We start from the raw sequence: 21890 nt of genomic DNA on the forward strand, positions 1-21890 counted from the left end.
CTCAACTTTTGGATGAACGGTCGGGGCGGACCCGCAGGACCGGGCGTTCCGGCGCCGCGGCGCTCCTGCGGGCCGTCTCCGGGGGGAGGGCCCGGGCCTGCGCCATCCGCGCCTGCTGGGGTCCGGCCGTCCGCCGGGTCAGCGCCAGCAGCTCCCGGGCCGGCCCGGTCGGCCGCCGCCCGGACGGCCAGACCGCCCGCAGCGGCCGCCGCAGGTCCAGCTCCGGCGCCAGCCGCACCGCCACCAGCCGCCGGGTCGCCAGCTCCTCCACCACCGCCAGCTCGCTCAGGCAGACCGGCCCGGCCCCGGTCATCGCCGCCGCCTTCAGCGCCGTCGAGGAGGCCAGCTCCAGCCGCGGCGGCGCGGTGCCGCCGTACGGCGCCAGCGCCATCTCCAGCACCTCCCTGGTCCCCGACCCCGGCTCGCGCAGCACCAGCGGGGTCGCCGCCAGCTCCCGCCCGGACAGCGGCGAGCGGCGGCGGGCCCACGGATGGTCCGGCGCCACCACGAGCACCAGCCGGTCCGCCGCGACCACCGCGCCCGCCAGCCCGGCCGGCGGCAGCGGGCCCTCGACGAAGCCGAGGTCGGCGTCCCCGGCCAGCACGTGGCCGGCCACGTCCGCCGAGTTGGCGGTGCGCAGCGTCACCGCCGTGCCCGGGCTCACCGCGTGCAGCGCCATCAGCCAGCCCGGCATCAGGTACTCGGCGACGGTCAGACTGGCCACCACCGTCAGCCGGGCGTCCCGGCGCTCGCGCAGCGCGTCGATCCCGGCGTCCAGCGCCTGCGCCGCCTCCACCACCTGCCGCGCCCACTCGACCACCAGCCGGCCCGCCTCGGTGGGCCGGGAGCCGCGCGGGGAGCGGTCCAGCAGCGGGACGCCGATCTGCCGCTCCATGCCCTTGATCCGGGCGCTCGCGGTCGGCTGGCTCACCCCGAGTTCGGCGGCCGCCCGGCCGACGCTGCCGAGCCGGGCCACCGCGAGCAGCAGCTCCAGCGCACCGAGTTCGGGGACGCGCGGGGAGAGGGCCATAGATTCAGGCTATGCCCTCATAGAGCGGGCGGCGCTACCGGCGCCGACCGCCCCGGGCGACGGTGGGTGCCATGGCCACCCTGATCAGCACCGCCCCCGCCGCCGGACCGCGTCCCCGGCCCACCGCCCGGATCCGCCGTCCCGACCTCGCCCAGCTCGGCCCGAACTGGTACGCGGCGGTCATGGGCACCGCGATCATCGCCAACGGGGCGGCCGCCCTGCCGGTCCGGTGGCCCGGTCTGACCGGCTTCGCCGAGCTGATGTGGGCGCTCGCCCTGGCCGCCCTGCTGGTGCTCGGCACCGGCCGGGCCGTCCACCTCGTCCGGCACCGGGCGGCGGCCCGCGAGCAGCTGCTGGACAACCCGGCCACCGCGGTCTTCTACGGCTGTCCGCCGATGGCGCTGCTCTCGGTCGGCCTCGGCACCCTGACCGTCGGCTCCCGGGTCGTCGGCACCGGCCCGGCCGTCGCGCTCGACCTCGCGCTCTGGACGGCCGGCACGCTCTACGCGCTCGCCGTCGCGGCCGGGATCCCGTACCTGATGATCACCCGGCACGGCGTCTCCCCGCTCGCCGCCAACCCGACCTGGCTGCTGCCGGTGGTCGCCCCGCTGGTCGCCGCCGCCACCGGTCCGGCGCTGGTCCCGCACCTGCCGGCCGGAACCGCCCGGGAGGCCCTGCTGTACGGCTGCGCGGCGCTGTTCGGGATCGGGCTGCTCGCCACCCTGGCGCTGCTGCCGGTGGTGCTCACCGGTCTGGTGCACAGCAAGCTGCCCGCCCTGGCGCTCACCCCGACGCTGTTCCTGGTGCTCGGCCCGCTGGGCCAGTCCACCACCGCCGTCCACCAGCTCGCCGACGCCGCAGGCCCGGTCCTGCCCGAGCTGGCGCCCGCGGCGCGCGCCCTCGCCGAGCTGTTCGGGGTGGCGGTGCTCGGCGCGGCGATGCTCTGGCTGCCGCTCGCCCTGGCCGCCAACCTGCGCGCCCGGCGGGCCGGGATGGGGTTCGCGATGACCTGGTGGGCGTTCACCTTCCCGGTCGGCACCTGCGTCACCGGCGCGGCCGCGCTCGCCCGGCACACCGGGTTCGCCGGCTTCACCGTGCTCGCCGCCGGCCTGTTCGTCCTGCTGCTGGCCGGCTGGGCGCTCGCGGCGGGCGGCACGGCGGCCGCGCTGGCCGGCGGGCGGCTGCTGGCCCGCCGGGGGCGGGTCTGACCGCTCCCGCCGGGCGGGCGGTGCGAACGGCCGGGCGTGCCCCGGGGCGAACCGGCCCCGGGAACCGGCCGGGGTTCCGGAACACGCGACTCCGCGACCGACCGGCCGGACGGTCGGAAAATCCTCGCCGCACCTCGCTGACCTGCACTTTCGCAGGAAGCGTAGGCGGGCCGCAACGGCGCGGGCCGGACCGTCGGTGCAGGTTCCTGCAATTGCGGGAACATGCAGCAGGGCGGCACTTGTTCACCGGCCGTCACGCTGTGAGGGTGGAGTCACGCCAGGTCGTCCGGGCCACCGCAGCCCGATGACGGCGACTTGCTCTTCATTGCTGGATGCGTCCGGCACGTCCGCACGTGCCTGCATATCGGGGGGAAGAGCGCCGGCCGGGACGCCATGTGTGGTGATGGCCCCCGGGACCGGAGCCGGCGAGGCGTTGCTGCTCCGCCTCGCCGGAAGCGCTGGGACCGCGGCGTACACCGGCGGCCCCCGGACCCGCGTGCGACGGCACCCGGAGTCCGGGGGACCGCCGGTTCCCAGTACCGTGATCACCGCCGGCCACCGCGCGCGGCGCGCGGTGCACCAGAGACCCGAGAGCATCCGGCAGGGAGCGGTCGACGTGACGTTCGAGGCGACGGCGGACCCGACGGCCGGCCCGGGCGGCCCGGTCGGGGCCGACGGCACGGTCGGTGCCGCGGCCGGCGGCGAACCCGACGAGGCGGCGCGCCGGCTCTACCTCGCGATCCTCGCCGACGGCGGCCGGATGCGGCTCGCCGACGTCCCCGAGGCCGAGCAGGCGACCGTGCGCCGGCTCGTCTCCATCGGCCTGCTGATGACCAACCCCATGGACGCCTGCTACACCGCCGTCAGCCCCCGCTCGGTCAGCGACCGGCTCGGCGCGGAACTGCGCAGCGAGGCCACCCGGCTGCTGGTCCGCGCCGAGAACCTCCCCGGCACCCTGGACGCCCTCACCCGCGCCTACGACGCGATGCCCCGCCCGCCGGGGCGCTCCGGCGGCGCCGTCTACATCGAGGGCCACATCCACATCCGGCACCGGATCTCCCAGCTGGTCGCCGACTGCCGCACCGAGGTCCTCACCGCCCAGCCCGGCGCCCGCCCGGCGGACGCGCTCAAGATCGCCATCCAGCAGGACGTCCAACTCCTCCAGCGCGGCTGCTCGCTGCGCACCATCTACCAGCCCGTCGCGTTCTCCGAGCCCCCCGCGCTCGCCTACGCCGAGGAGGTCACCCGGCGCGGCTCGCTGATCCGGGTCCTGGACGAGCCCTTCGAGCGGCTGATGGTCTTCGACCGCTCGGTCGCGGTCATCTCCGCCACCGACGACCACAGCACCGCCGCGTTCATCACCGACCCGGCCGCGATCGCCTTCATCGTCAACGCCTTCGAACGCGACTGGTCCCGCGCCGACGCCACCGACTGGTCGGTGGTCCTCAGCCAGGGCCCGGCCCACAGCGCTCCCGAGCGCGTCGGCCGGCTGCTCGCCCGGGGCCTCACCCAGCGCGCCGTCGCCACCCGCCTCGGCCTGAGCGAGCGCACCGTCGCCGCCCACATCTCCCGCCTGCGCGACCGCTACGGGGCCCAGACCCTCTTCCAGCTGGGCTGGCTGATGCGGGGCGGTCGTGACGACGGATGAGCGCGCGTCCGACGAACACGGCCTCTACCTGACCGCCCTCGCCAACGGCGGCCGGCTCGTCCCGCCCGCTGAGCGCCGCCTTCGACGCCACCCGGCGCCCGGCCCCGGAGCCGTCCCACGTGGAGGGCCCGGAGGCCATCCGGCACCGGCTCTCCCCGCTGGTCGCCGAGTGCCGCGAGCGAGGAACCGCTGACGGCCCAGCCGGGGACCCGCCGGCGGGCCACCCTCGATCCGTCCCTCACCCGGGACCTGCCGCTGCCGACGACCGGGCGGCGGATCCGGACCCTCTACCAGCCCGTGGCGCACCGTCAGCCCGAGGTGGCCGAGTACACGCGCGCGGTGGTCCCGCACGGTTCGCGGATCCGCGTCCTGGACGAGGAGTTCGACCGGATGATCACCGTCGACCGGTCCGCCGCGGTCGTCTCCGCACGGGCCGACCACGGCCGCCGCCGCGTTCATCACCGACCGGGCCGCGGTGGACGCGCCGGTCGCCGCCTTCGAGCGCGACCGGTGCCGCGCCGCCGTCGTCGACCGGTCGGCCGGCGGTCCGCATCCGGTGGCCGGCCGCGTCGCCGGGCTGCGCGAACGCCAGGGCGCCCGGACGCTGTTCCGGCTCGGCCGGCTGATGCGGGGCCGTCACGACGGGCCGCGGCCGCACCTGACCGGTCGTCGGGGAATGGTGCCCCGCGAGGGCTGAGCCGCGGTCAGCCGGTGGCCGCGCCGGTGGGCCAGTAGCCGGACGGGCCGACGGCGGGGGGCTGCTGCCGGGGGACGGTGAACTGCTCGCCGGGGGCGGTCCAGAAGCCCTCGCGCAGCGAGAGCGCCATGCCGGCCCAGTCGAGGGCGGTCTCCACGGTGTGGTGGAGGGCCTCCTGGGACCAGGTGTCGTCGAAGACCAGCGGCAGCACGGGGGCGACCTGCTCGATGGTGGCGATCAGCGGGTTGTGGGTGATCGCCTCGTCGACGAGCAGGACGATCGGCTTGCGCAGCGCCGACGCCCAGCCCAGCTCCAGGCTGACGCCGGCCGAGAGCGGCGCGCCGACGTAGGCGAAGACCAGGTCCGCCGACTGCAGGGCGCGGAAGTCCGACGGCACGCGCGGCTCGGGGGCGCGGCCGGCGACGGTCCAGGCGTCGCTGTGGTGGGCGCTGTACACCGCGGCGCCGCTGCGCAGGAGGGTGGTGCGAAGGGTCGTCAGCCGCGTCCGGCTGGCGAGCGTCACCACGCTGTCCGCCGGCCCGGTCAACCGCATCAGCGGCGCGGCCAGGAACACGCGTGCACGCCGGCCCTCATGGGCCTGGCTGTCGTGGTGACGCAGGTAGGGCTCGGTCATGTCGACTCCGGGGATAGGTGCCAACTAGGCGGTGCGCCCCGTTGGGTGGTGACCATCGGAATGCTGCTGCGCATTCGTTGCCGTCAAAACTAAGTTGTCGTGCTCATGTTTGACTTTGTTGCCCCCGTGTTCTTCTCGGCCGACTCTCCGGGGAGTGCACTGATCGTCTCTGTCGACCGCGACCACCGTCCACAGACCTGCGGTGTCATCTCGATGACTGGCAGAGAGATGACGCACTGGGTGCTCCGGCCCTCTGGCCCCGCGGTGCGGCGGTGCGGCATTATGTGGCAGGTTGTTCGAAACAATGGGCTGGATACCCGCGAAAAGCCCTGAATTGGAGAGAGGACATCATGTCTCGTATACGTCGAGTGGTTCGGTTTGTCCTGGTTCCACTCGCCGTTGGGGCGGCGATTCTCATTGGCGGCGCCGGCTCGGCGGACGACACGATCTGGAACATCCGGGTGGGTCACGACGCGTCGGCGGAGAAGACCGTCGCCCTCGCGACGGACACCATCTGGAACTGAACCCGGAGCCGGGGGACCGGTCACCCGTACAGTTCGGGGTGCTCGCCCATGCTGGTGTTGCGAGCCAGGGCGTAGCCGAGCTGGAACAGTGACTCCACGTTGTGCTCGTCCCGCATCTCGGCGAGGTGGCGGGCGAGGGTCCGTTCGCTGATGCCCAGTCGGCGGGCGATCACCCGGTGGTTCACGCCTTCCAGCATCAGGTCGATGATCGTCTGCCGCATCCCGGAGACGACCTGCTGCGGGACGCCGCGCGCGCCGTCGAAGTCCAGCGCGTGGCTCCAGTTCCGCTCGAAGACCTCGCTGATCAGATAGCTGATGACGGCCTGGTCGTGGATGAACGCGGCGAGGTTGAGGTCCTCGGCGATGGGGATCACCGCGATGCGGCGGTCGATCACGATCAGGCGGGTGTACGGCTCGTCGAGCGTCCGGACCCGGCCGCCCGCCTGCGTGATGGCCGCGACGTACTCCCGGGTGGGCGCGTGGTAGCGGGTGCTCGGGTGGTAGATCGTTCTGAGCGTGATGCCCAGCCGCAGGGCCTCCAGGTCCCGTTCCAGGATGCCCGCCAGGGCGTCGGACGGCCGGGGCCCGCCGGGCTGGGCGGCGAGTATCTCCTCGGCGGCCCCCGCGACGATCTGCTGGACCCGCTGGTTGATCAGGACCTTGCCGCGGACGTACTCGATGGTGCCGCCGGCCTGTTCCGGCGAGTGGTACGCGGCCGTGAGGTCGTGCAGCTCGTTGCTGAGCGCGGACGCGCGGGTGAGCAGGTCCAGGGCCTGGCGCTGCCAGCTCGCGCTGAGGCTCTCGGAGAGCTGCCGGGGGTCGACCGCGACCAGGACGTCGGGCTCGTCGGTGTCGGGGACGAGCAGGCCGAGGCCCACCAGCTCGGCCCGGGCCGCGTCGTCGCACAGGAGTTCCGAGTCCTTGGGGAGCCGCCCGTTCTCCCCGATGATGGCCAGGTACAGCGCACGCGCCCCTCGGGAGAGGACGCCCGTCCCACCCGTGGTGGCACCGAGCTGCTCTCGTCCACTCATCTGAGGCTCCTTGCCGTGGCCGTGCTTACCGGGTCTGCCAGGTATCCAAGCAGGAAACGCCGTGCAGCATGCCGGATCGGGCCTCGCCGGCGGGGGGAAGCCCGACCCGCTCCTCAGCACCCTCTCACCAACGCCGCGCCGCCGGCACCCCCCGGCCAGGGGGAAACCGGCGGCGGTGCGGCGGCGCGACGGCCGTCAGCGCTTGGGGCGCCAGACCACGAGGGCGCTGGAGTGGGGGGTGGGGGGCTGGTAGGGGACGAGGTCGCGGCGGTACGAGGCGTGGATGGTGGCCTCGCGCTGCTGGAGCGCGGTGGCGGCGCCCTCCAGGGAGTCGGCCAGCTCGGCGATCCGCGACTGGAGGGCGGTGACCTGGTTCTCCAGCTCGATGATCCGCTTGATGCCGGCCAGGTTGATGCCCTCGTCCTGGGAGAGCCGCTGGACCTCGCGCAGCTGCTGGATGTCGCGCGCGGAGTAGCGGCGGCCGCGCCCGGCGGTGCGGTCGGGGCAGACCAGGCCGAGCCGGTCGTACTGACGGAGGGTCTGCGGGTGCAGCCCGGAGAGCTCGGCCGCCACCGAGATCACGTAGACCGGGGTCTCCTCGGTGAGCACGTACTGGGGCTGCGGGGCGCTCCTGCGGGTGGTGCGGCGGGCGCCGCCGCCACCGGGCAGGCCCTCGCCGAGGCCGGGGCCGATGGGGTCGTCGGGGGTCATCTGGTCGTCACGCTCCATTCGCCGCTCGGAAGAGGGCGGCTCGCGGGTCGTCGGAGGCGGTCGCCTCGCGGTACTGCTCCAGAGCGGCCAGCGCGTCGCCGGTGACGTGCTGGGGTACCACGACCTCCACGGTGACCAGGAGGTCGCCGCGGGTGCCGTCCTTGCGGGTGGCGCCCTTGCCGCGGGCCCGCAGGGTGAGGCCGTTGGCGCTGCCCGGCGGCAGCTTCAGCTTCACCGACGGGCCGTTCAGGGTCGGCACCTCGATGGTGCCGCCGAGCGCGGCCTCGGGGAAGGTGACCGGGACGCTCACCGTCAGGTTGTCGCCCTTGCGCCCGAAGACCGGGTGGGCGTCGACGTGGACGGTCACGTACAGGTCGCCGGGCTGGCCGCCGCGCTCGCCCTGGGCGCCCTTGCCCTTGAGCCGGATCCGCTGGGCGTCCTGGACGCCGGCCGGGATCCGGACCTGCATGGTGCGGGCGGAGCTGGCCCGGCCGCTGCCGTGGCAGTCGGGGCACGGGTCGTCGACGATCATGCCGCGGCCGCGGCAGTCCCGGCAGGGCTCGGAGAGCGCGAAGGCGCCCTGGCCGCGGCTGACCGTGCCGGAGCCGACACAGGTCGGACAGACCCGCGGCGTGGTGCCGGCCTTGGCACCGGTCCCGTTGCAGAGCCGGCAGGGGGCCTGGCTGGTCATCCGCAGCGGGACGGTGGCGCCGTCGACGGCCTCCTCGAAGGAGAGCGTCACCTCGGTCTCGACGTCGGCGCCGCGCCGCGGCTGGGCCTGCCGGCCGCCGCGGTTGAACAGGCCGCCGAAGACGTCGCCGAGCCCGCCCTGGCCGCCGCCCTGGCTGCCGCTGAAGAGGTCGCCGAAGTCGAAGCTGTAGCTGCCGGTGCCACCGGGGCCGCCGGGGCGGAAACCGCCGTTGGCGAACAGGCTGCGGGCCTCGTCGTACTCCTTGCGCCGCTTCTCGTCGGAGAGGACGTCGTACGCCTCGGAGATGTCCTTGAACCGCTCCTCGGCCTTGGTGTCGCCCTTGTTGGCGTCGGGGTGGAACTCGCGCGCCAGCTTGCGGTAGGTCTTCTTGATCTCCGTGGCGCTGGCGTCCTTGGGCACGCCGAGGACCTTGTAGTAGTCCTTCTCCACGTAGTCCTTGCCGCTCATGGCCGGCGCCACCTCCCGAGGTCCATCGTCACAGTGCTGTCAACGGTCCGGGCACGGCCGTCCGTGCCCGGACACGTCGACAATGCGCTGCGGAGCCGGCCGCCGTACTGGCCGGCGTACGACTCCGCAGCGCAAGGGTTGTCGGCTGTCACCGGTGGTCAGCTGTCCGAGCCACCGTCGGCCTGGTCCTTCTTCTCCCCGCCCTTGGCGGTGTCGGCGTCCGGGCCGGACGCGGTCTGGGTGCCCGGCTGGGGCTCCGCGACCGCGACCATCGCCGGGCGGATGATCCGCTCGCCGATCCGGTAGCCGGGCTGGAGGATCTGGACGCAGGTGTCCTCGGTGACGTCCGAGGAGTAGCTGTGCATCAGCGCCTCGTGCATGGTCGGGTCGAAGGGCTCGCCCTCCTTGCCGAACTGCTGCAGGCCCAGCTTGGCGACGACCGTCTCCAGCGATTCCGCGACGGACTTGAAGCCGCCCGTCACCTCGCCGTGGTCGCGGGCTCGGCCGATGTCGTCCAGCACCGGGATCAGCGACTCCAGGATGTTGGAGACGGCGATCTCGCGGACCGTCAGCCGGTCGCGCTCGACGCGCTTGCGGTAGTTCTGGTACTCGGCCTGGAGGCGCTGGAGGTCGGCGGTGCGCTCGCTCGCCTCGCGCTTGGCCGCGGCGACCTCGTCCGTACCGGAGGAGCCCTCGGCCCCGGCCGCGGCGGCCTCCTCGGCCGCCTTGATCACGGCCTCCTCGGCGGCGGAGTCGTCGCCGGGCTCGGCACCCTGCGGCTTCTCCGTCATGCCGCACCGCCCTTGGGCTTCTCGTCGTCCACGATCTCGGCGTCGACGACGTCGTCGTCCTTGGCACCGGCCTCACCGGCCGCACCCGCGCCCGCACCGGCCGCACCGGCGGCGTCGGCGTTGGCGTACAGCGCCTGGCCGAGCTTCTGGGCGGTGGTGGAGACCTTCTCCGAGGCCTCGCGGATCTTCGCGATGTCCTCGCCCTTCAGGGCTTCCTTGAGCTCGCCGATCGCGGTCTCGACCTCGGTCTTGACGTCGGCCGGCAGCTTGTCGGCGTTGTCGGCGATGAACTTCTCGGTGGAGTAGACGAGCTGCTCGGCCTGGTTGCGGGTCTCCACGGCCTCGCGGCGCTTGTGGTCCTCCTCCGCGTACTGCTCGGCCTCGCGCATCATGCGCTCGATGTCGTCCTTCGGCAGCGCGGAGCCGCCGGTGACGGTCATCTTCTGCTCCTTGCCGGTGCCGAGGTCCTTGGCGCCGACGTGCATGATGCCGTTGGCGTCGATGTCGAAGGTGACCTCGATCTGGGGCAGGCCGCGCGGGGCCGGCGGCAGGCCGGTCAGCTCGAACATGCCGAGCTTCTTGTTGTACGCGGCGATCTCGCGCTCGCCCTGGTAGACCTGGATCTGCACGGACGGCTGGTTGTCCTCGGCCGTGGTGAAGATCTCCGAGCGCTTGGTCGGGATCGTGGTGTTGCGCTCGATCAGCTTGGTCATGATGCCGCCCTTGGTCTCGATGCCGAGGGACAGCGGGGTGACGTCGAGCAGCAGGACGTCCTTGACCTCGCCCTTGAGGACACCGGCCTGGAGCGAGGCGCCGATGGCGACGACCTCGTCCGGGTTGACGCCCTTGTTGGCCTCCTTGCCGCCGGTCAGCTCGCGGACCAGGTCGGCGACGGCCGGCATGCGGGTGGAGCCGCCGACGAGGACGACGTGGTCGATCTCGGAGAGCGAGATGCCGGCGTCCTTGATCACGTTGTTGAACGGGATCTTGCAGCGCTCCAGCAGGTCGGAGCTCAGCTGCTGGAACTGGGCCCGGGTGAGCTTCTCGTCCAGGTGCAGCGGGCCCTCGGCGGAGGCCGTGATGTAGGGCAGGTTGATCGAGGTCTCGGAGGACGAGGACAGCTCGATCTTGGCCTTCTCGGCGGCCTCGCGCAGACGCTGCAGGGCCATCTTGTCCTTGGACAGGTCCACGCCGTGGCCCGCCTGGAAGACCTTGACCAGGTGGTCGACGATCTTCTGGTCCCAGTCGTCGCCGCCGAGGTGGTTGTCACCGTTGGTGGCCTTCACCTCGACGACCCCGTCGCCGATCTCCAGCAGGGAGACGTCGAAGGTGCCGCCGCCGAGGTCGAAGACCAGGATGGTCTGGTCGTCCTTGTCCAGGCCGTAGGCCAGGGCGGCCGCGGTGGGCTCGTTGACGATGCGCAGGACGTTGAGGCCCGCGATCTCACCGGCCTCCTTGGTGGCCTGGCGCTCCGAGTCGGAGAAGTACGCCGGGACGGTGATGACGGCGTCGGTGACGGTCTCGCCCAGGTAGGCCTCGGCGTCCCGCTTCAGCTTCTGCAGGATGAAGGCGCTGATCTGCTGCGGGTTGAAGTCCTTGCCGTCCAGCCCGATCTTCCAGCTGGTGCCCATGTGGCGCTTGACCGAGCGGATGGTGCGGTCGACGTTGGTGACCGCCTGGCGCTTGGCCACCTCGCCGACGAGCACCTCGCCGTTCTTCGCGAAGGCGACGACGGACGGCGTGGTCCGCGCGCCCTCGGCGTTCGTGATGACGGTGGGCTCGCCACCCTCCAGAACGCTGACGACCGAGTTCGTCGTGCCGAGGTCGATGCCGACCGCGCGTGCCATCGTAGATACCTCCACGGAAGAGTTGAGCTTTACGGGCTCAAGGATGCATGACGGAGTGGGCGCCGTCAACAGGACTGAGCCCTGGGCGCTCAACTTTGCTGAGCGGTTCGTCCGGAGCGCGGCGGGTGGGCCGTGCCGGAGGTGCACGCGCGTGACTGCCGCCATACCTTGAGCATCTTCAGGAGAAGTGTCGGCGAACGGTAATGTCCGGCCCGTCGGCCCTGGAAGTTACCGATGAGTACAATCCCCTCGGGGACACTGCACACCAGTTACACGCAAGCCGCAGGAGACGGAGAGCCGATGCAGCTAGCAGCGATCGTCATCTCGCTGGTCACATTCGTGGTCGGCACCGCGCTCGCCGCTCGTGCGGCGCTGTACATCTACCGGGTGGTGCGGACCGGCCAGCCGGACCCCACCCGCTTCGGGCAGCCCGCGCAGCGGGTGAAGACCGTGGCCGTGGAGTTCGTCGGCCACACCCGGATGAACCGCTGGGGGATCGTCGGCATCGCCCACTGGTTCGTCGCGGTCGGCTTCTTCACCCTGGGCCTGACCCTGCTGACGGCGTTCTTCCAGCTGTTCGACGCCGAGTTCGTGCTGCCGGTGCTCGGCGGCTGGCTGCCGTACGAGCTGTTCACCGAACTGGTCGGCACCCTCACCACGCTGGGCATCGCGACGCTGATCGTGATCCGCCTGCTGAGCCTGCCCGGCCGTGCGGGCCGCAAGTCCCGCTTCGCCGGCTCGATCGCCTGGCAGGCCTTCTACGTCGAGTACACGATCCTCGGCATCGGCCTGTGCATCATGATCCTGCGCGGCCTGGAGGGCGCGCTGGAGAACGTCGGCTCCTACGAGGCCAAGTACCTCATCTCCTACCCGCTGGTGGCGGCCTTCCGCGGCCTGTCCCACGGCACGCTGGAGAACCTGGTCTACGTCTTCGCGATGCTGAAGATCTGCATCTCCTTCGCCTGGGCGATCACCATCGGCGTCAACCCCTCGATGGGTGTCGCCTGGCACCGCTTCCTGGGCTTCTTCAACATCTACTTCAAGCGCGAGGAGGACGGCTCCACCGCGCTCGGCGAACTGCGCCCGATGACCAGCGGCGGTGAGCCGATCGACTTCGAGGACCCGGCCGACGACGCCGTCTTCGGCGTCTCCCAGGTCGAGCACTTCTCCTGGAAGGGCATCCTCGACTTCTCCACCTGCACCGAGTGCGGCCGCTGCCAGTCGCAGTGCCCGGCCTGGAACACCGGCAAGCCGCTCTCCCCGAAGCTGCTGATCATGAGCCTGCGCGAGCACGCCTTCGGCAAGGCCCCCTACCTGCTCGCCGGCGGCGGCAAGGACATGGAGGGCACCGAGCGGGCCACCGCCGAGCAGCTCGCGGACGTCCCCGCGGCCGCCCTGGCCGAGGCCGAGCGCCCGCTGATCGGCACCGCCGAGGAGAACGGCGTCATCGACCCGGACGTGCTGTGGTCCTGCACCACCTGCGGCGCCTGCGTCGAGCAGTGCCCGGTCGACATCGAGCACATCGACCACATCGTCGACATGCGCCGCTACCAGGTCATGATCGAGTCCTCGTTCCCCACCGAGGCCGGCACCATGCTCAAGAACCTGGAGAACAAGGGCAACCCCTGGGGCATGGCCACCAAGGCCAGGCTCGACTGGGTCAAGGAGCTCAAGAAGGAGACCGGCATCGAGGTGCCGGTGATCGGCGAGGACATCGACCCGGCCGAGGTCGAGTACCTGTACTGGGTGGGCTGCGCCGGAGCCCTGGAGGACCGCGCGAAGAAGACCACCAAGGCCTTCGCCGAGCTGCTGCACACGGCCGGCGTGCAGTTCGCGATCCTCGGCAAGGAGGAGTCCTGCACCGGTGACTCCGCCCGCCGCCTGGGCAACGAGTTCCTCTTCCAGATGCTCGGCGCGCAGAACGTCGAGACCCTGAACGCCGCGCTGGAGGACGCCCCGGTCAAGCGGATCGTGGCGACCTGCCCGCACTGCTTCAACACCATCGCCAACGAGTACCCGCAGCTGGGCGGCCACTTCGAGGTCATCCACCACACCCAGCTGCTGCAGCACCTCATCGACGAGGGCAGGCTGGTGCCGGTCAACCCGGTCGAGGGCCTCATCACCTACCACGACCCCTGCTACCTGGGCCGCCACAACAAGGTCTACAGCCCGCCGCGCGAGATCATGGACAAGGTCCCCGGTCTGCGCCAGCAGGAGATGCACCGCCACAAGGAGCGCGGCTTCTGCTGCGGCGCCGGCGGCGCGCGGATGTGGATGGAGGAGCGCATCGGCAAGCGGATCAACACCGAGCGCGTCGACGAGGCGCTGTCCCTCGACCCGGACATCGTCTCCACCGCCTGCCCGTTCTGCCTGGTCATGCTCTCCGACTCGGTCAACGGCAAGAAGAACGAGGGCGCGGCCAAGGAGCACCTGAAGGTCGTCGACGTCGCCCAGCTGCTGCTCGACTCGGTCAAGGCGGTCCCGCCGGCCGGGACCGAGGAGCCGCAGACCGTGGACGCCTGAGCCGAGTTGTTCGACAGTTCTGCAACAACCGCCCGGTCCGGCGGGTGCCACCGGCACCCGTTCGGGCCGGGCTTTTCCGGCTCCCGCGGCCGCCGCGCGGACACCGCCCCCGGCGCCGAACGCCGGGCCGCCCGGCGGCCCGGCGTTCGGGAGGAAATACAGTAGGCGCCGGACCGGCCGCGAGCCGGTCGATCCGTTCCGGCCCCCGGAACGGCGTACAGCAGACCGACGGAGGTATCGGCCCGCCGGGCCGGGCCGCAGAGACCACAAGGGGAACAGCGCAGACCATGACCGAGGCGATCATGCTGGTCGGTGGTAAGGGCACGCGACTGCGTCCGCTGACCACTCACACCCCCAAGCCCATGCTGCCGGTGGCAGGCGTTCCGTTCATCGCGCACCAGCTGGCCCGCGCGGCCGCGGCCGGGGTCACCCGCGTGGTGCTCGCCACCTCCTACCTCGCCGAGGTCTTCGAGGACCACTTCCAGGACGGCACGCCCTACGGCATCGAGCTGGTCTACCTGACCGAGCGCGAGCCGCTCGGCACCGGCGGCGCCATCCGCAACGCGGCCACCGGGCTGACCTGCGGCCCCGACGAGCCGGTCCTGGTCTTCAACGGCGACATCCTCTCCGGCGTCGACATCGCCGCCCTGCGCGACGGCCACGTGGCCGCCGGGGCCGACGTCACCCTGCACCTCACCCGGGTCGAGGACCCGCGCGCCTTCGGACTCGTCCCCACCGACGCCGACGGGCGGGTGCTGGAGTTCCTGGAGAAGCCGGAGACGCCCGAGCAGATCGTCACCGACCAGATCAACGCCGGCTGCTACGTCTTCACCCGCTCGGTCATCGACCGCATCCCGGCCGGCCGCGAGGTCTCGGTCGAGCGCGAGACCTTCCCCGAGCTGCTGGCCACCGGCGCGCTGCTGCGCGGCGTCGTCGACACCTCGTACTGGCTGGACCTCGGCACCCCGGCCGCCTTCGTGCGCGGCTCGGCCGACCTGGTGCTCGGCAAGGTCGACTCGCCCGCCGTCCCCGGCCCGACCGGTGACGCCCTGCTGCTGCCCGGCTCGACCGTCCAGCACGGCGCGGTGCTCAGCGGCGGCACCGTGGTCGCCGAGGGCGCGGTCGTCGAGTCCGGCGCGATCGTCGAGGGCAGCGTGATCCTGCCCGGCGCCGTCATCGGGGCGGACACCCTGGTCAAGGACTCGATCGTGGGCGCCTTCGCGACCATCGGCGACCGCACCGCGCTGGACGGCGCGGTGATCGGCGACGGCGCGATCGTCGAGTCCGACAACGAGCTGCCGAACGGGGTGCGGATCGCCTGCGGCACGCTGCTGCCGGTCGGCGCCGTGCGCACCTCGGCCGGCCCGGGCGGGTGCCCGGCCGGCACCAGCGCCGCGGCGGCGGTGCACGGGCCGGCGGTCGGCGCGCGGCGGTAGCCGGGCGGCGGTAACAGGCTCGCTGCAAACCGGACCCGGTCCGGTGCCCGCCCACCACGGTGCCCGCCGGGCGGGTACCTTCGGAACGTGGCTGGCAATCGATACGACAGCGGTCAGGGCGCCGACCCCCGTGGCGGGTGGTCGGCGCCGCCGCAGCAGCAGGCGACGCCCGGGGGGTACGGGCCGACGGACGGACCGGAGTACTTCACCGGCCCGCAGCAGGGGTCGCACCAGGAGCCGTACGGGCCGTACGACCCGTACGGCCGGCGCGCCCCGCACCAGGCCCCGCAGTCCCCGCAGGCCCCGCACCAGGACCCGTACGCGGCCGACAACCCGGGCCACACCCGGGCCTTCCCGGTCGGCGCCGACCCGTACGCGGGCGAGCCGTCCTCCTACGGCCAGGCGCAGCCGCCGTACCCGTACCCCCAGCCGGACGGCTACGGCCGGGACCAGCAGGGCTACGGCCACGACCAGCGGGGTTACGACCAGCAGGGCTACGGCCAGCAGGGCTACGGCCAGGAGCAGGACCACGGCCAGGACAACGTCGCCGTCTACCGGGCCGGCGGCCAGTCCGCGCCGCAGGCCACCGGCCCCCGGCCGGCCTGGCGGGAGCTGCTGACCGGTCTGTTCCGCACCCCCACCGCGATCTTCGACCGCACCCGGGACCACCAGGTCTGGCTCCCCGCCGTCACCGTCTCCCTGGTGTACGGCGCCCTCGCGGTGCTCGGCATCGGCCTGACCCGCGACGACGTGTTCAACTCGACCTTCACGGTGGCGCTCACCGCGATGTTCGCCGCCGCGATCGGCTTCACCCTGGCCGGCGCCATGCTCGGCGCCGTGACCTACGGGCTGGCCCGGCAGTTCGGCGGCGACGGCCCGTGGAAGTCCACGGTCGGCCTCGCCGTGCTGATCGGCTGGGTCACCGACGCGCCCCGACTGCTGCTGGCGCTCGTCCTGCCCGCCGACAACCTGCTCGTCCAGGCCGTCGGCTGGGCCACCTGGCTGCTCTGCGGCTACCTGCTGGCCCTGATGGTCCGCCGGGTGCACGACCTGCCCTGGGGCAAGGCGGCCGGCGCGGGTGCGCTGCAGCTGCTGGCCCTGCTGGTGCTGATCAAGCTGCCGACCCTGGGCTGACCTCGGCGACAATGGACGACGGGCCCCGCCTCGCGGGGCCCGTCGCGCTGTTGCGCCCACCCGCTCGTCCACCCTCACCCGCACGGAGCCAGGCATGACCCTCCCCACCACCCACGTCAGCTTCCCGGCCGGGGCGGTGACCGGCGAGTCGACGGTGCTCGCGGTGCACCCGCTGGACGACGGCCGCCACGCCGTGGTCACCGGGGCGACCCCGTTCCACCCGCTCGACCACACCTGGCCCGACCAGCCCGCCGACCTCGGCACCCTCACCGTGGACGGCGTCGAGCTGGCCGTCGTCGACTGCCTCACCGGCGCCGTGGGCCCGGACGGCGGCGCACCGCTGGTCGGCGCCGACATCCCGGTCCGGCGCGGCGACGAGGAGTGGTCCTGGCTGGTCCTGCACGTCCTCGCGACCGACCCGGGCGACCTCGTCGGCCAAGACGCCGTCCTCGCCGTCGACGCCGCGCGCCGCGGTGCGCTCAGCGCCTCGCACAGCGGCTGCCACCTGCTCGCCCTCGCCCTCAACGAGGCGCTCGCGCCACGCTGGCGCAAGGACCCGGGCCGCGCCGACGCCTTCGGGCACCCGGACTTCGACAGCCTCGCCATGGCGAGCTCGGTGATGGACACCGAGGCCAGCACCGACACCTACCGGCTCGGCAAGTCGCTGCGCAAGAAGGGCTTCACCGCCGAGGCCGCCGAGGACCTCCCGGCCCTCGCGGACGCCCTCCCCGAGCTCACCGAGGCCGTCAACCGCCGGCTGGCCGCCTGGGTCGCCGCCGACGCCCCGGTGCGCATCGACGTCCCCGGCCCGGAGCTGACCGCCCGCCGCCAGTGGCACTGCGAGCTGCCCGAGGGCGCGGCGCGGATCTTCTGCGGCGGCACCCACCTGCACCACCTGGGCGAGCTGGCCGAGCTCCGCACCGAGCTGAGGCTCTCCGCGGACGGCAGCGAGCTGGTCGCCGTCACCCGCCCGAAGCGGGCCTGACACGCCGGCGGGCGGCCACCCCTGGAGGGGTGACCGCCCGCACCGTGCGCTCTTCGTCCGGCTCAGACGTCCGTACGGTGGAAGTTCAGGTAGGACCGCGACGGCGTCGGACCGCGCTGCCCCTGGTACCGCGAGCCGTACCGCTCCGAGCCGTACGGGTGCTCCGAGGGCGAGGAGAGCCGGAACAGGCAGAGCTGCCCGATCTTCATCCCCGGGTAGAGCTTGATCGGCAGCGTCGCGACGTTCGACAGCTCCAGCGTGACGTGCCCGCTGAAGCCCGGGTCGATGAAGCCGGCCGTGGAGTGCGTCAGCAGCCCGAGCCGGCCCAGGCTGGACTTGCCCTCCAGCCGCGAGGCGACGTCCTCCGGCAGCGTGATGACCTCGTAGGTCGACGCCAGCACGAACTCGCCCGGGTGCAGGATGAACGCGTCGTCGCCCTCCGGCTCGACCAGCCGGGTCAGGTCCGGCTGCTCCTCGGAGGGGTCGATGTGCGGGTAGCGGTGGTTCTCGAAGACCCGGAAGAAGCGGTCCAGTCGCACGTCGATGCTCGACGGCTGGACCATCGCGGGGTCGAACGGATCGATCACCACCCGGCCGTTGTCGATCTCGGTCCGGATGTCCTTGTCAGAGAGCAGCACGCTTCGAGGTTACGTGCACGACGCGGCCCCGGACGAATCGCCCGGGGCCGCGGCCGTCACTCCACTCCGGTGTCCGTCCTCGTCAGGCGAGGAACTCCGCGGCCTCCAGCCGCAGCGCCCGGGCCAGTTGCGGCTCGGACAGCTCCCGCACGTCGGCCAGCACCGAACTCCGCAACCGTCCGCACTGCGGACACCTGATCAGCCGACCGGGCCCCAGTCGGGCGGGCCCGAGGTTCTGCATCGGGAACGTGGTGGTGCTGAACAGGTGCCCCTCGGCACAACGAACGACGGCGCGCTGCTCCATCGATCCCCTTCCCATCCTTACCCCAGTACTCACCCGTACTCATCGCCCCGAACGGCGGAGCCCCCGGGACCAGCGTCACATTAGGGGATGTACCGGACATTCCACACCAAGGCTCGCCGCCCGCGCCCACCCGTCGGGGCACTCTCACGCGGCCCACACAGTACGCCCCCGCCCCCACCCCCCGCGCCCGGGCCACGCCACCACCCACCTGTGCGGCGGCCGTCACGGATGGGGTACAGTGAGGGACAGATCGAGCGGTCTCTGACGGCTCATCAGGCGGGCGTAGTTTAATGGTAGAACATGAGCTTCCCAAGCTTAGAGCGCGAGTTCGATTCTCGTCGCCCGCTCCAGCGGTAAAAGGCCCAGGTCAATGACCTGGGCCTTTCGCATTGTCTAGACCAATTCGGGGCCCGCATTGCGGGTCGGGTTGAGCCCGGCCCGGCGATCGCGGAGTGCGTGGTCAGTGCGGCCGAAAGTGGCTGGATGTTGCGGGAGGTCGCGGCACCGATCACGAGCGGATGGGGCCCGGTCAGCGGGAGACTGACCGGGCCCCGGCGATATGGGCAGCTACGCCTCACTGTCATCCGGTCGAGCGTTCGTGCCCTGGTGTCAGGTGGTCGTGTCAACGATGAGGGAGTCGGACCGGCTCTTGTCGATGGGGCTGAAAGTGATGGGGGCTCGTCCAGCTCCGACTGCGGAGGCCGGCGCCACGAGGGAGAAGACCATGGCGATGTGCCCGGGCGCTACTTCTCCGTTTCGCACTATCGTCGATGGTTCCTCCTCGATGACCGGATAGAGGAGGATCGCCCCGCGGCGGTCTCGTGAGAACGCCTCCGTTACTGGGTCTGAGGTCGGTGGCAGGGCGCGAGCGATCCGTCGGGCCGCATCACGGTGCTTCGCGTCGCTGATGTAGCCGAAGATCTGGACACGACGGCGCGCGCGCTTCGAGAGGGCCAGCGGAACTGAGCCGCTCACACTCGCTGACGTACCGCGGTGGCCATCCTGGTAATGAGGAGTGATCAACAACCAGTCATCGATCAGGTGGGGGTGCTTGGTGATCTCGCGGAGGAAACGCAGATGAGGCAGGAATGGGGTGGCATTCCACCAACGAAGGTTCTCGAGTACCCGCATGAGGTCGGCATGGGAGACCGTTGCCGTCAGCGCGGTGAGGTGGTGGGTCTTGTCCTGGCGCTCGTTGAAGGTTGTGAAGGTCACCGGTTCTGGTGAAAGGTGTCGAAGTAGCGGAAGCCACAGTTCGGTGTTGTGAGCCAGATCGATCTGGTTCGTCGGGTGAGCCGTCGGCTCGATGATCTGCCCCGGCCTGGCTATCTCTTCGATCTGGGCGTTGTACATCTTCGTCCGGCTACTGGGTTTGAGCCAGGGCAGGTGTTGGGAGACAAGCGGCGGAATCTGCTGGGGTGTGACGAGTGGCTGGCCGTCTTCGCCGATTTCGGCGTACTGGGCGAGCTGGTCGCGGAAGGTCTCCTCGTCGAGACAGATGGCCTCGAATGCCTCGTAGAGGTCTACTGTGGACTTGCTCGCCTTTGTCAGCTTCTCCGCGCGGCTGATGTAGAGGCGAACGAGATCCTGGTATCCAGGGCGGAATCCGAACCAACGGCCCATCTGCATGAGGGTGTCAGCCTGCTGGGCGGTCCGGCGGTAGTAGGTGACCGTGAGACCCTCGACGGTGAAGCCGCGAGAGAGCTTGGTACCGCCGACGAGGATCTTCCAGACGTGCGGCTGACGGTCGAAGTCGAGGTCGAGCTGGTCGAAGAACTTGTCGCTGTCGCCGTTCACGATGACGACGGGAGTGCCGCCCTTGCGGATCAGGCTGCAGGCCTGAATCACGTACGGGCGGAGGTCGTCGTAGGTGGAGGGGGCCGGCAGATCGGCGGCGCGGGCCCGGGTGACCGGGAGGACATCCTTTTGGAAGACGTCGGCTAGCCGCTTGTGTCCGTGAGAACTCGTGGTGTAGCCGGCTTGGAGCCACATGGTGTTGAGACGCCGAGCGAGCTCGGCGTGGTCGTCCTTGCGTACGGACTCGTGGACCAACATGGTGTGGTGTCGATACGGGCCGCTGGGGACTCCGTGAGCCGCGCGGTAGAGCTTCATCGCACCAGTGAGGACGAAGGTATCCATGGCGGCCTGCATGGACTCGTCGTCGATCTCATCCGGCGAGTAGATACCACGGACATGGGCCTTGGCACGCGAGTTGGCATACGTGCGCTCGTCCTGCGGAATCGAGGAGTCCAGGTCATGGAAGTCTTGGACGCCCATGTAGCCCTCGGGCCGTGGGAGCGAGATCAGAAAGTCCTTGGGGAAGATGTCCTCACTGTCGCTCGGGTCGATGAAGACGTTGGCGAAAGGAGTCGCGGTGTATCCGACGTACTGGGCGCGTGGGAGCAGCGACAGCAATTCGGCGATGCGGGAGTTGATGGCTGTCCGCTTGGGGCGGTCCGACTCCCACTTGGTCGGGTTTGTGGTGTTGACCGATGCCTGATCGGACTCGTCATCGATGATCAGCGCTGGGAGTTCGCCGAGGAGGCCCTGGATCTGCTTGAGGTCCTTGATCAGTTTGTCGAGGACGGACTTGTTCTTCTTGACGACCATGACTCGGGCATCCGCGTGATGGAGGTTGCGCGGGTCGTACAGCGCCAGGCCGCGCTCGCGCTTCTCGAACTCGATGCCACGGATGCCCTGAAGGAGGCTCTGATAGTCCCGGTCGCGGGTGGTGAGGCGTTCGATGTCAAAGGCATTGAGGGCGGAGGGGCGTCCGCCGTGCGAGACGAACTGAGGCCACTCCTCGTCGTCGCTAATGTAGTCAATTCCGACCAGCGAATCGAGGTCCGCAGGATCAGCACCGCGCAGGATGTTCTCTTGCCCGATGAGCTCCATGTCGAGGCGGCGTTGGGTCTGTTTGCGCAGGAGGTTCAGGGTGCCGCCGAGGATGATGACCAGGCGGTAGCCGGCGTCGATGGCCTTGGCGGTGACACCGGTGAAGTTGGCCGTCTTGCCGGACTGGACGTAGCCGACTACTAGGCCGCGGGCCTGCCGGCGAGCCTCCTGCTCGGGGTCCGTGAGGCGCTCGACGATTGCCCGGCTAGCCTCGTCGAGGCCGGAGATCGCCTCGCTGCTCCAACCCTTGGCACGCAGCCGGTTCTCGTAGGCAGGCCAGTAAAACGCCCGTGCTGCGGCGCGCTCCCTGGTGTACCAGGGGGTGAAGTCCGCCGTGATAGTGGTGTGTCCGGGCCTTTGGGAGACCACGGCTGCATTCGTAAGGGATTTGCGGACGTTGTCTTCGAAGCCGAGGCGGCTGTATATCTCCGCGCGGCGCTCGGCGGTACGAGGAGGCGTCGTGGCCCAGAGAGCCCGCTCCTCGAAGTCCCAGGCGGTTAGCTTGCGCTCCCAAAGGGCGGTGAGGGCGTCTGCCTTATCGGCGAGGCGCTGGCTGAAGGTGGTGTCCGTGAGGTCGACGGAGGGAAAGTCCTCCGCCTCGGTCTCGGCCCGAGAAGCGAATGATTTCGGGCCGCGGGTCATTCCTCCCAAGACAGCGGTGTGGATTTCGAGCAGTGCGTCGGTCACGGTGGGCT

General features: G+C 71.3%; 16 protein-coding genes, 1 tRNA gene and 1 pseudogene. 8 read left to right on the forward strand and 10 right to left on the reverse strand.

Annotated features, from left to right (window positions below; all coding sequences use genetic code 11):
- Position 1: 1 nt before the first annotated feature.
- On the reverse strand, positions 2-1030 hold the full coding sequence (locus tag ACFVFS_RS20545; protein WP_380626024.1) for a LysR family transcriptional regulator: 1029 nt from the start codon (positions 1028-1030) through the stop codon (positions 2-4).
- A 71-nt stretch (positions 1031-1101) separates the two neighbouring features.
- Between ACFVFS_RS20545 and ACFVFS_RS20550 the strand changes: the two genes are divergently transcribed.
- The 3 genes from ACFVFS_RS20550 (at position 1102) to ACFVFS_RS20560 (ending at position 4583) form a co-directional block, all read left to right on the forward strand.
- The gene (locus ACFVFS_RS20550; protein WP_380626025.1) at positions 1102-2238 is read left to right on the forward strand and encodes a TDT family transporter; all 1137 of its coding nucleotides are present in this window, start codon (positions 1102-1104) and stop codon (positions 2236-2238) included.
- A gap of 616 nt (positions 2239-2854) precedes the next feature.
- The gene (locus ACFVFS_RS20555) at positions 2855-3886 is read left to right on the forward strand and encodes a LuxR C-terminal-related transcriptional regulator (RefSeq protein ID WP_380626026.1); all 1032 of its coding nucleotides are present in this window, start codon (positions 2855-2857) and stop codon (positions 3884-3886) included.
- A 475-nt stretch (positions 3887-4361) separates the two neighbouring features.
- Positions 4362-4583: a hypothetical protein gene (locus ACFVFS_RS20560; RefSeq protein ID WP_380626027.1), complete on the forward strand. Its 222-nt coding sequence runs from the start codon at positions 4362-4364 to the stop codon at positions 4581-4583.
- A gap of 7 nt (positions 4584-4590) precedes the next feature.
- Here ACFVFS_RS20560 and ACFVFS_RS20565 read toward each other — a convergent pair whose 3' ends face one another.
- The 6 genes from ACFVFS_RS20565 to dnaK form a co-directional block, all read right to left on the reverse strand.
- Positions 4591-5217 carry a hypothetical protein gene (locus tag ACFVFS_RS20565; protein WP_344335757.1) on the reverse strand — a complete coding sequence of 209 codons (627 nt, stop codon included), beginning with the start codon at positions 5215-5217 and terminating at the stop codon, positions 4591-4593.
- 544 nt (positions 5218-5761) lie between these two features.
- Positions 5762-6772, reverse strand: coding sequence for a LuxR family transcriptional regulator (locus tag ACFVFS_RS20570; RefSeq protein WP_380626028.1), 1011 nt, complete (start codon positions 6770-6772; stop codon positions 5762-5764).
- A gap of 195 nt (positions 6773-6967) precedes the next feature.
- Complete coding sequence (locus ACFVFS_RS20575) at positions 6968-7501, reverse strand: heat shock protein transcriptional repressor HspR (protein ID WP_380626029.1); 534 nt, start codon at positions 7499-7501, stop codon at positions 6968-6970.
- Entirely contained in the window at positions 7491-8642 is a 1152-nt protein-coding gene (dnaJ, locus tag ACFVFS_RS20580) for a molecular chaperone DnaJ (RefSeq protein ID WP_380626030.1), read from the reverse strand. The genes ACFVFS_RS20575 and dnaJ overlap by 11 nt, the downstream gene beginning before the upstream one ends.
- A 158-nt stretch (positions 8643-8800) precedes the next feature.
- On the reverse strand, positions 8801-9433 hold the full coding sequence (grpE, locus tag ACFVFS_RS20585; protein WP_380626031.1) for a nucleotide exchange factor GrpE: 633 nt from the start codon (positions 9431-9433) through the stop codon (positions 8801-8803).
- Entirely contained in the window at positions 9430-11280 is a 1851-nt protein-coding gene (gene dnaK, locus ACFVFS_RS20590; RefSeq protein ID WP_380626032.1) for a molecular chaperone DnaK, read from the reverse strand. Before dnaK ends, grpE begins: the two co-directional genes overlap by 4 nt.
- A gap of 300 nt (positions 11281-11580) precedes the next feature.
- Between dnaK and ACFVFS_RS20595 the strand changes: the two genes are divergently transcribed.
- The 4 genes and pseudogenes from ACFVFS_RS20595 (at position 11581) to ACFVFS_RS20610 (ending at position 17358) form a co-directional block, all read left to right on the forward strand.
- Positions 11581-13803, forward strand: a complete 2223-nt coding sequence (locus tag ACFVFS_RS20595; RefSeq protein WP_380626033.1) for a (Fe-S)-binding protein — start codon at positions 11581-11583, stop codon at positions 13801-13803.
- Between the two features lie 287 nt (positions 13804-14090).
- Positions 14091-15164 (forward strand): annotated as a pseudogene (locus ACFVFS_RS20600) (sugar phosphate nucleotidyltransferase); the annotation flags it as partial.
- 162 nt (positions 15165-15326) lie between these two features.
- A complete protein-coding gene (locus tag ACFVFS_RS20605; protein ID WP_380626034.1) occupies positions 15327-16373 on the forward strand; it encodes a YIP1 family protein in 1047 nt (348 codons plus the stop codon).
- 94 nt (positions 16374-16467) lie between these two features.
- Positions 16468-17358: a metal-dependent hydrolase gene (locus tag ACFVFS_RS20610; RefSeq protein WP_380626035.1), complete on the forward strand. Its 891-nt coding sequence runs from the start codon at positions 16468-16470 to the stop codon at positions 17356-17358.
- A 62-nt stretch (positions 17359-17420) separates the two neighbouring features.
- Here the strand turns inward: ACFVFS_RS20610 and dcd are convergent, their stop codons facing one another.
- The gene (gene dcd, locus ACFVFS_RS20615) at positions 17421-17996 is read right to left on the reverse strand and encodes a dCTP deaminase (protein WP_380626036.1); all 576 of its coding nucleotides are present in this window, start codon (positions 17994-17996) and stop codon (positions 17421-17423) included.
- Positions 17997-18078: 82 nt separating this feature from the next.
- Positions 18079-18300: a hypothetical protein gene (locus tag ACFVFS_RS20620; RefSeq protein WP_037847953.1), complete on the reverse strand. Its 222-nt coding sequence runs from the start codon at positions 18298-18300 to the stop codon at positions 18079-18081.
- A 276-nt stretch (positions 18301-18576) separates the two neighbouring features.
- Here ACFVFS_RS20620 and ACFVFS_RS20625 point away from each other — a divergent pair.
- Positions 18577-18650 (forward strand) — tRNA-Gly (locus ACFVFS_RS20625).
- A 259-nt stretch (positions 18651-18909) separates the two neighbouring features.
- Here ACFVFS_RS20625 and ACFVFS_RS20630 read toward each other — a convergent pair.
- Positions 18910-21882 carry a Z1 domain-containing protein gene (locus ACFVFS_RS20630; protein WP_380626037.1) on the reverse strand — a complete coding sequence of 991 codons (2973 nt, stop codon included), beginning with the start codon at positions 21880-21882 and terminating at the stop codon, positions 18910-18912.
- Between the last annotated feature and the right edge of the window lie 8 nt (positions 21883-21890).

The organism is Kitasatospora sp. NPDC057692, assembly GCF_042799475.1.
GTDB lineage: Bacteria > Actinomycetota > Actinomycetes > Streptomycetales > Streptomycetaceae > Kitasatospora.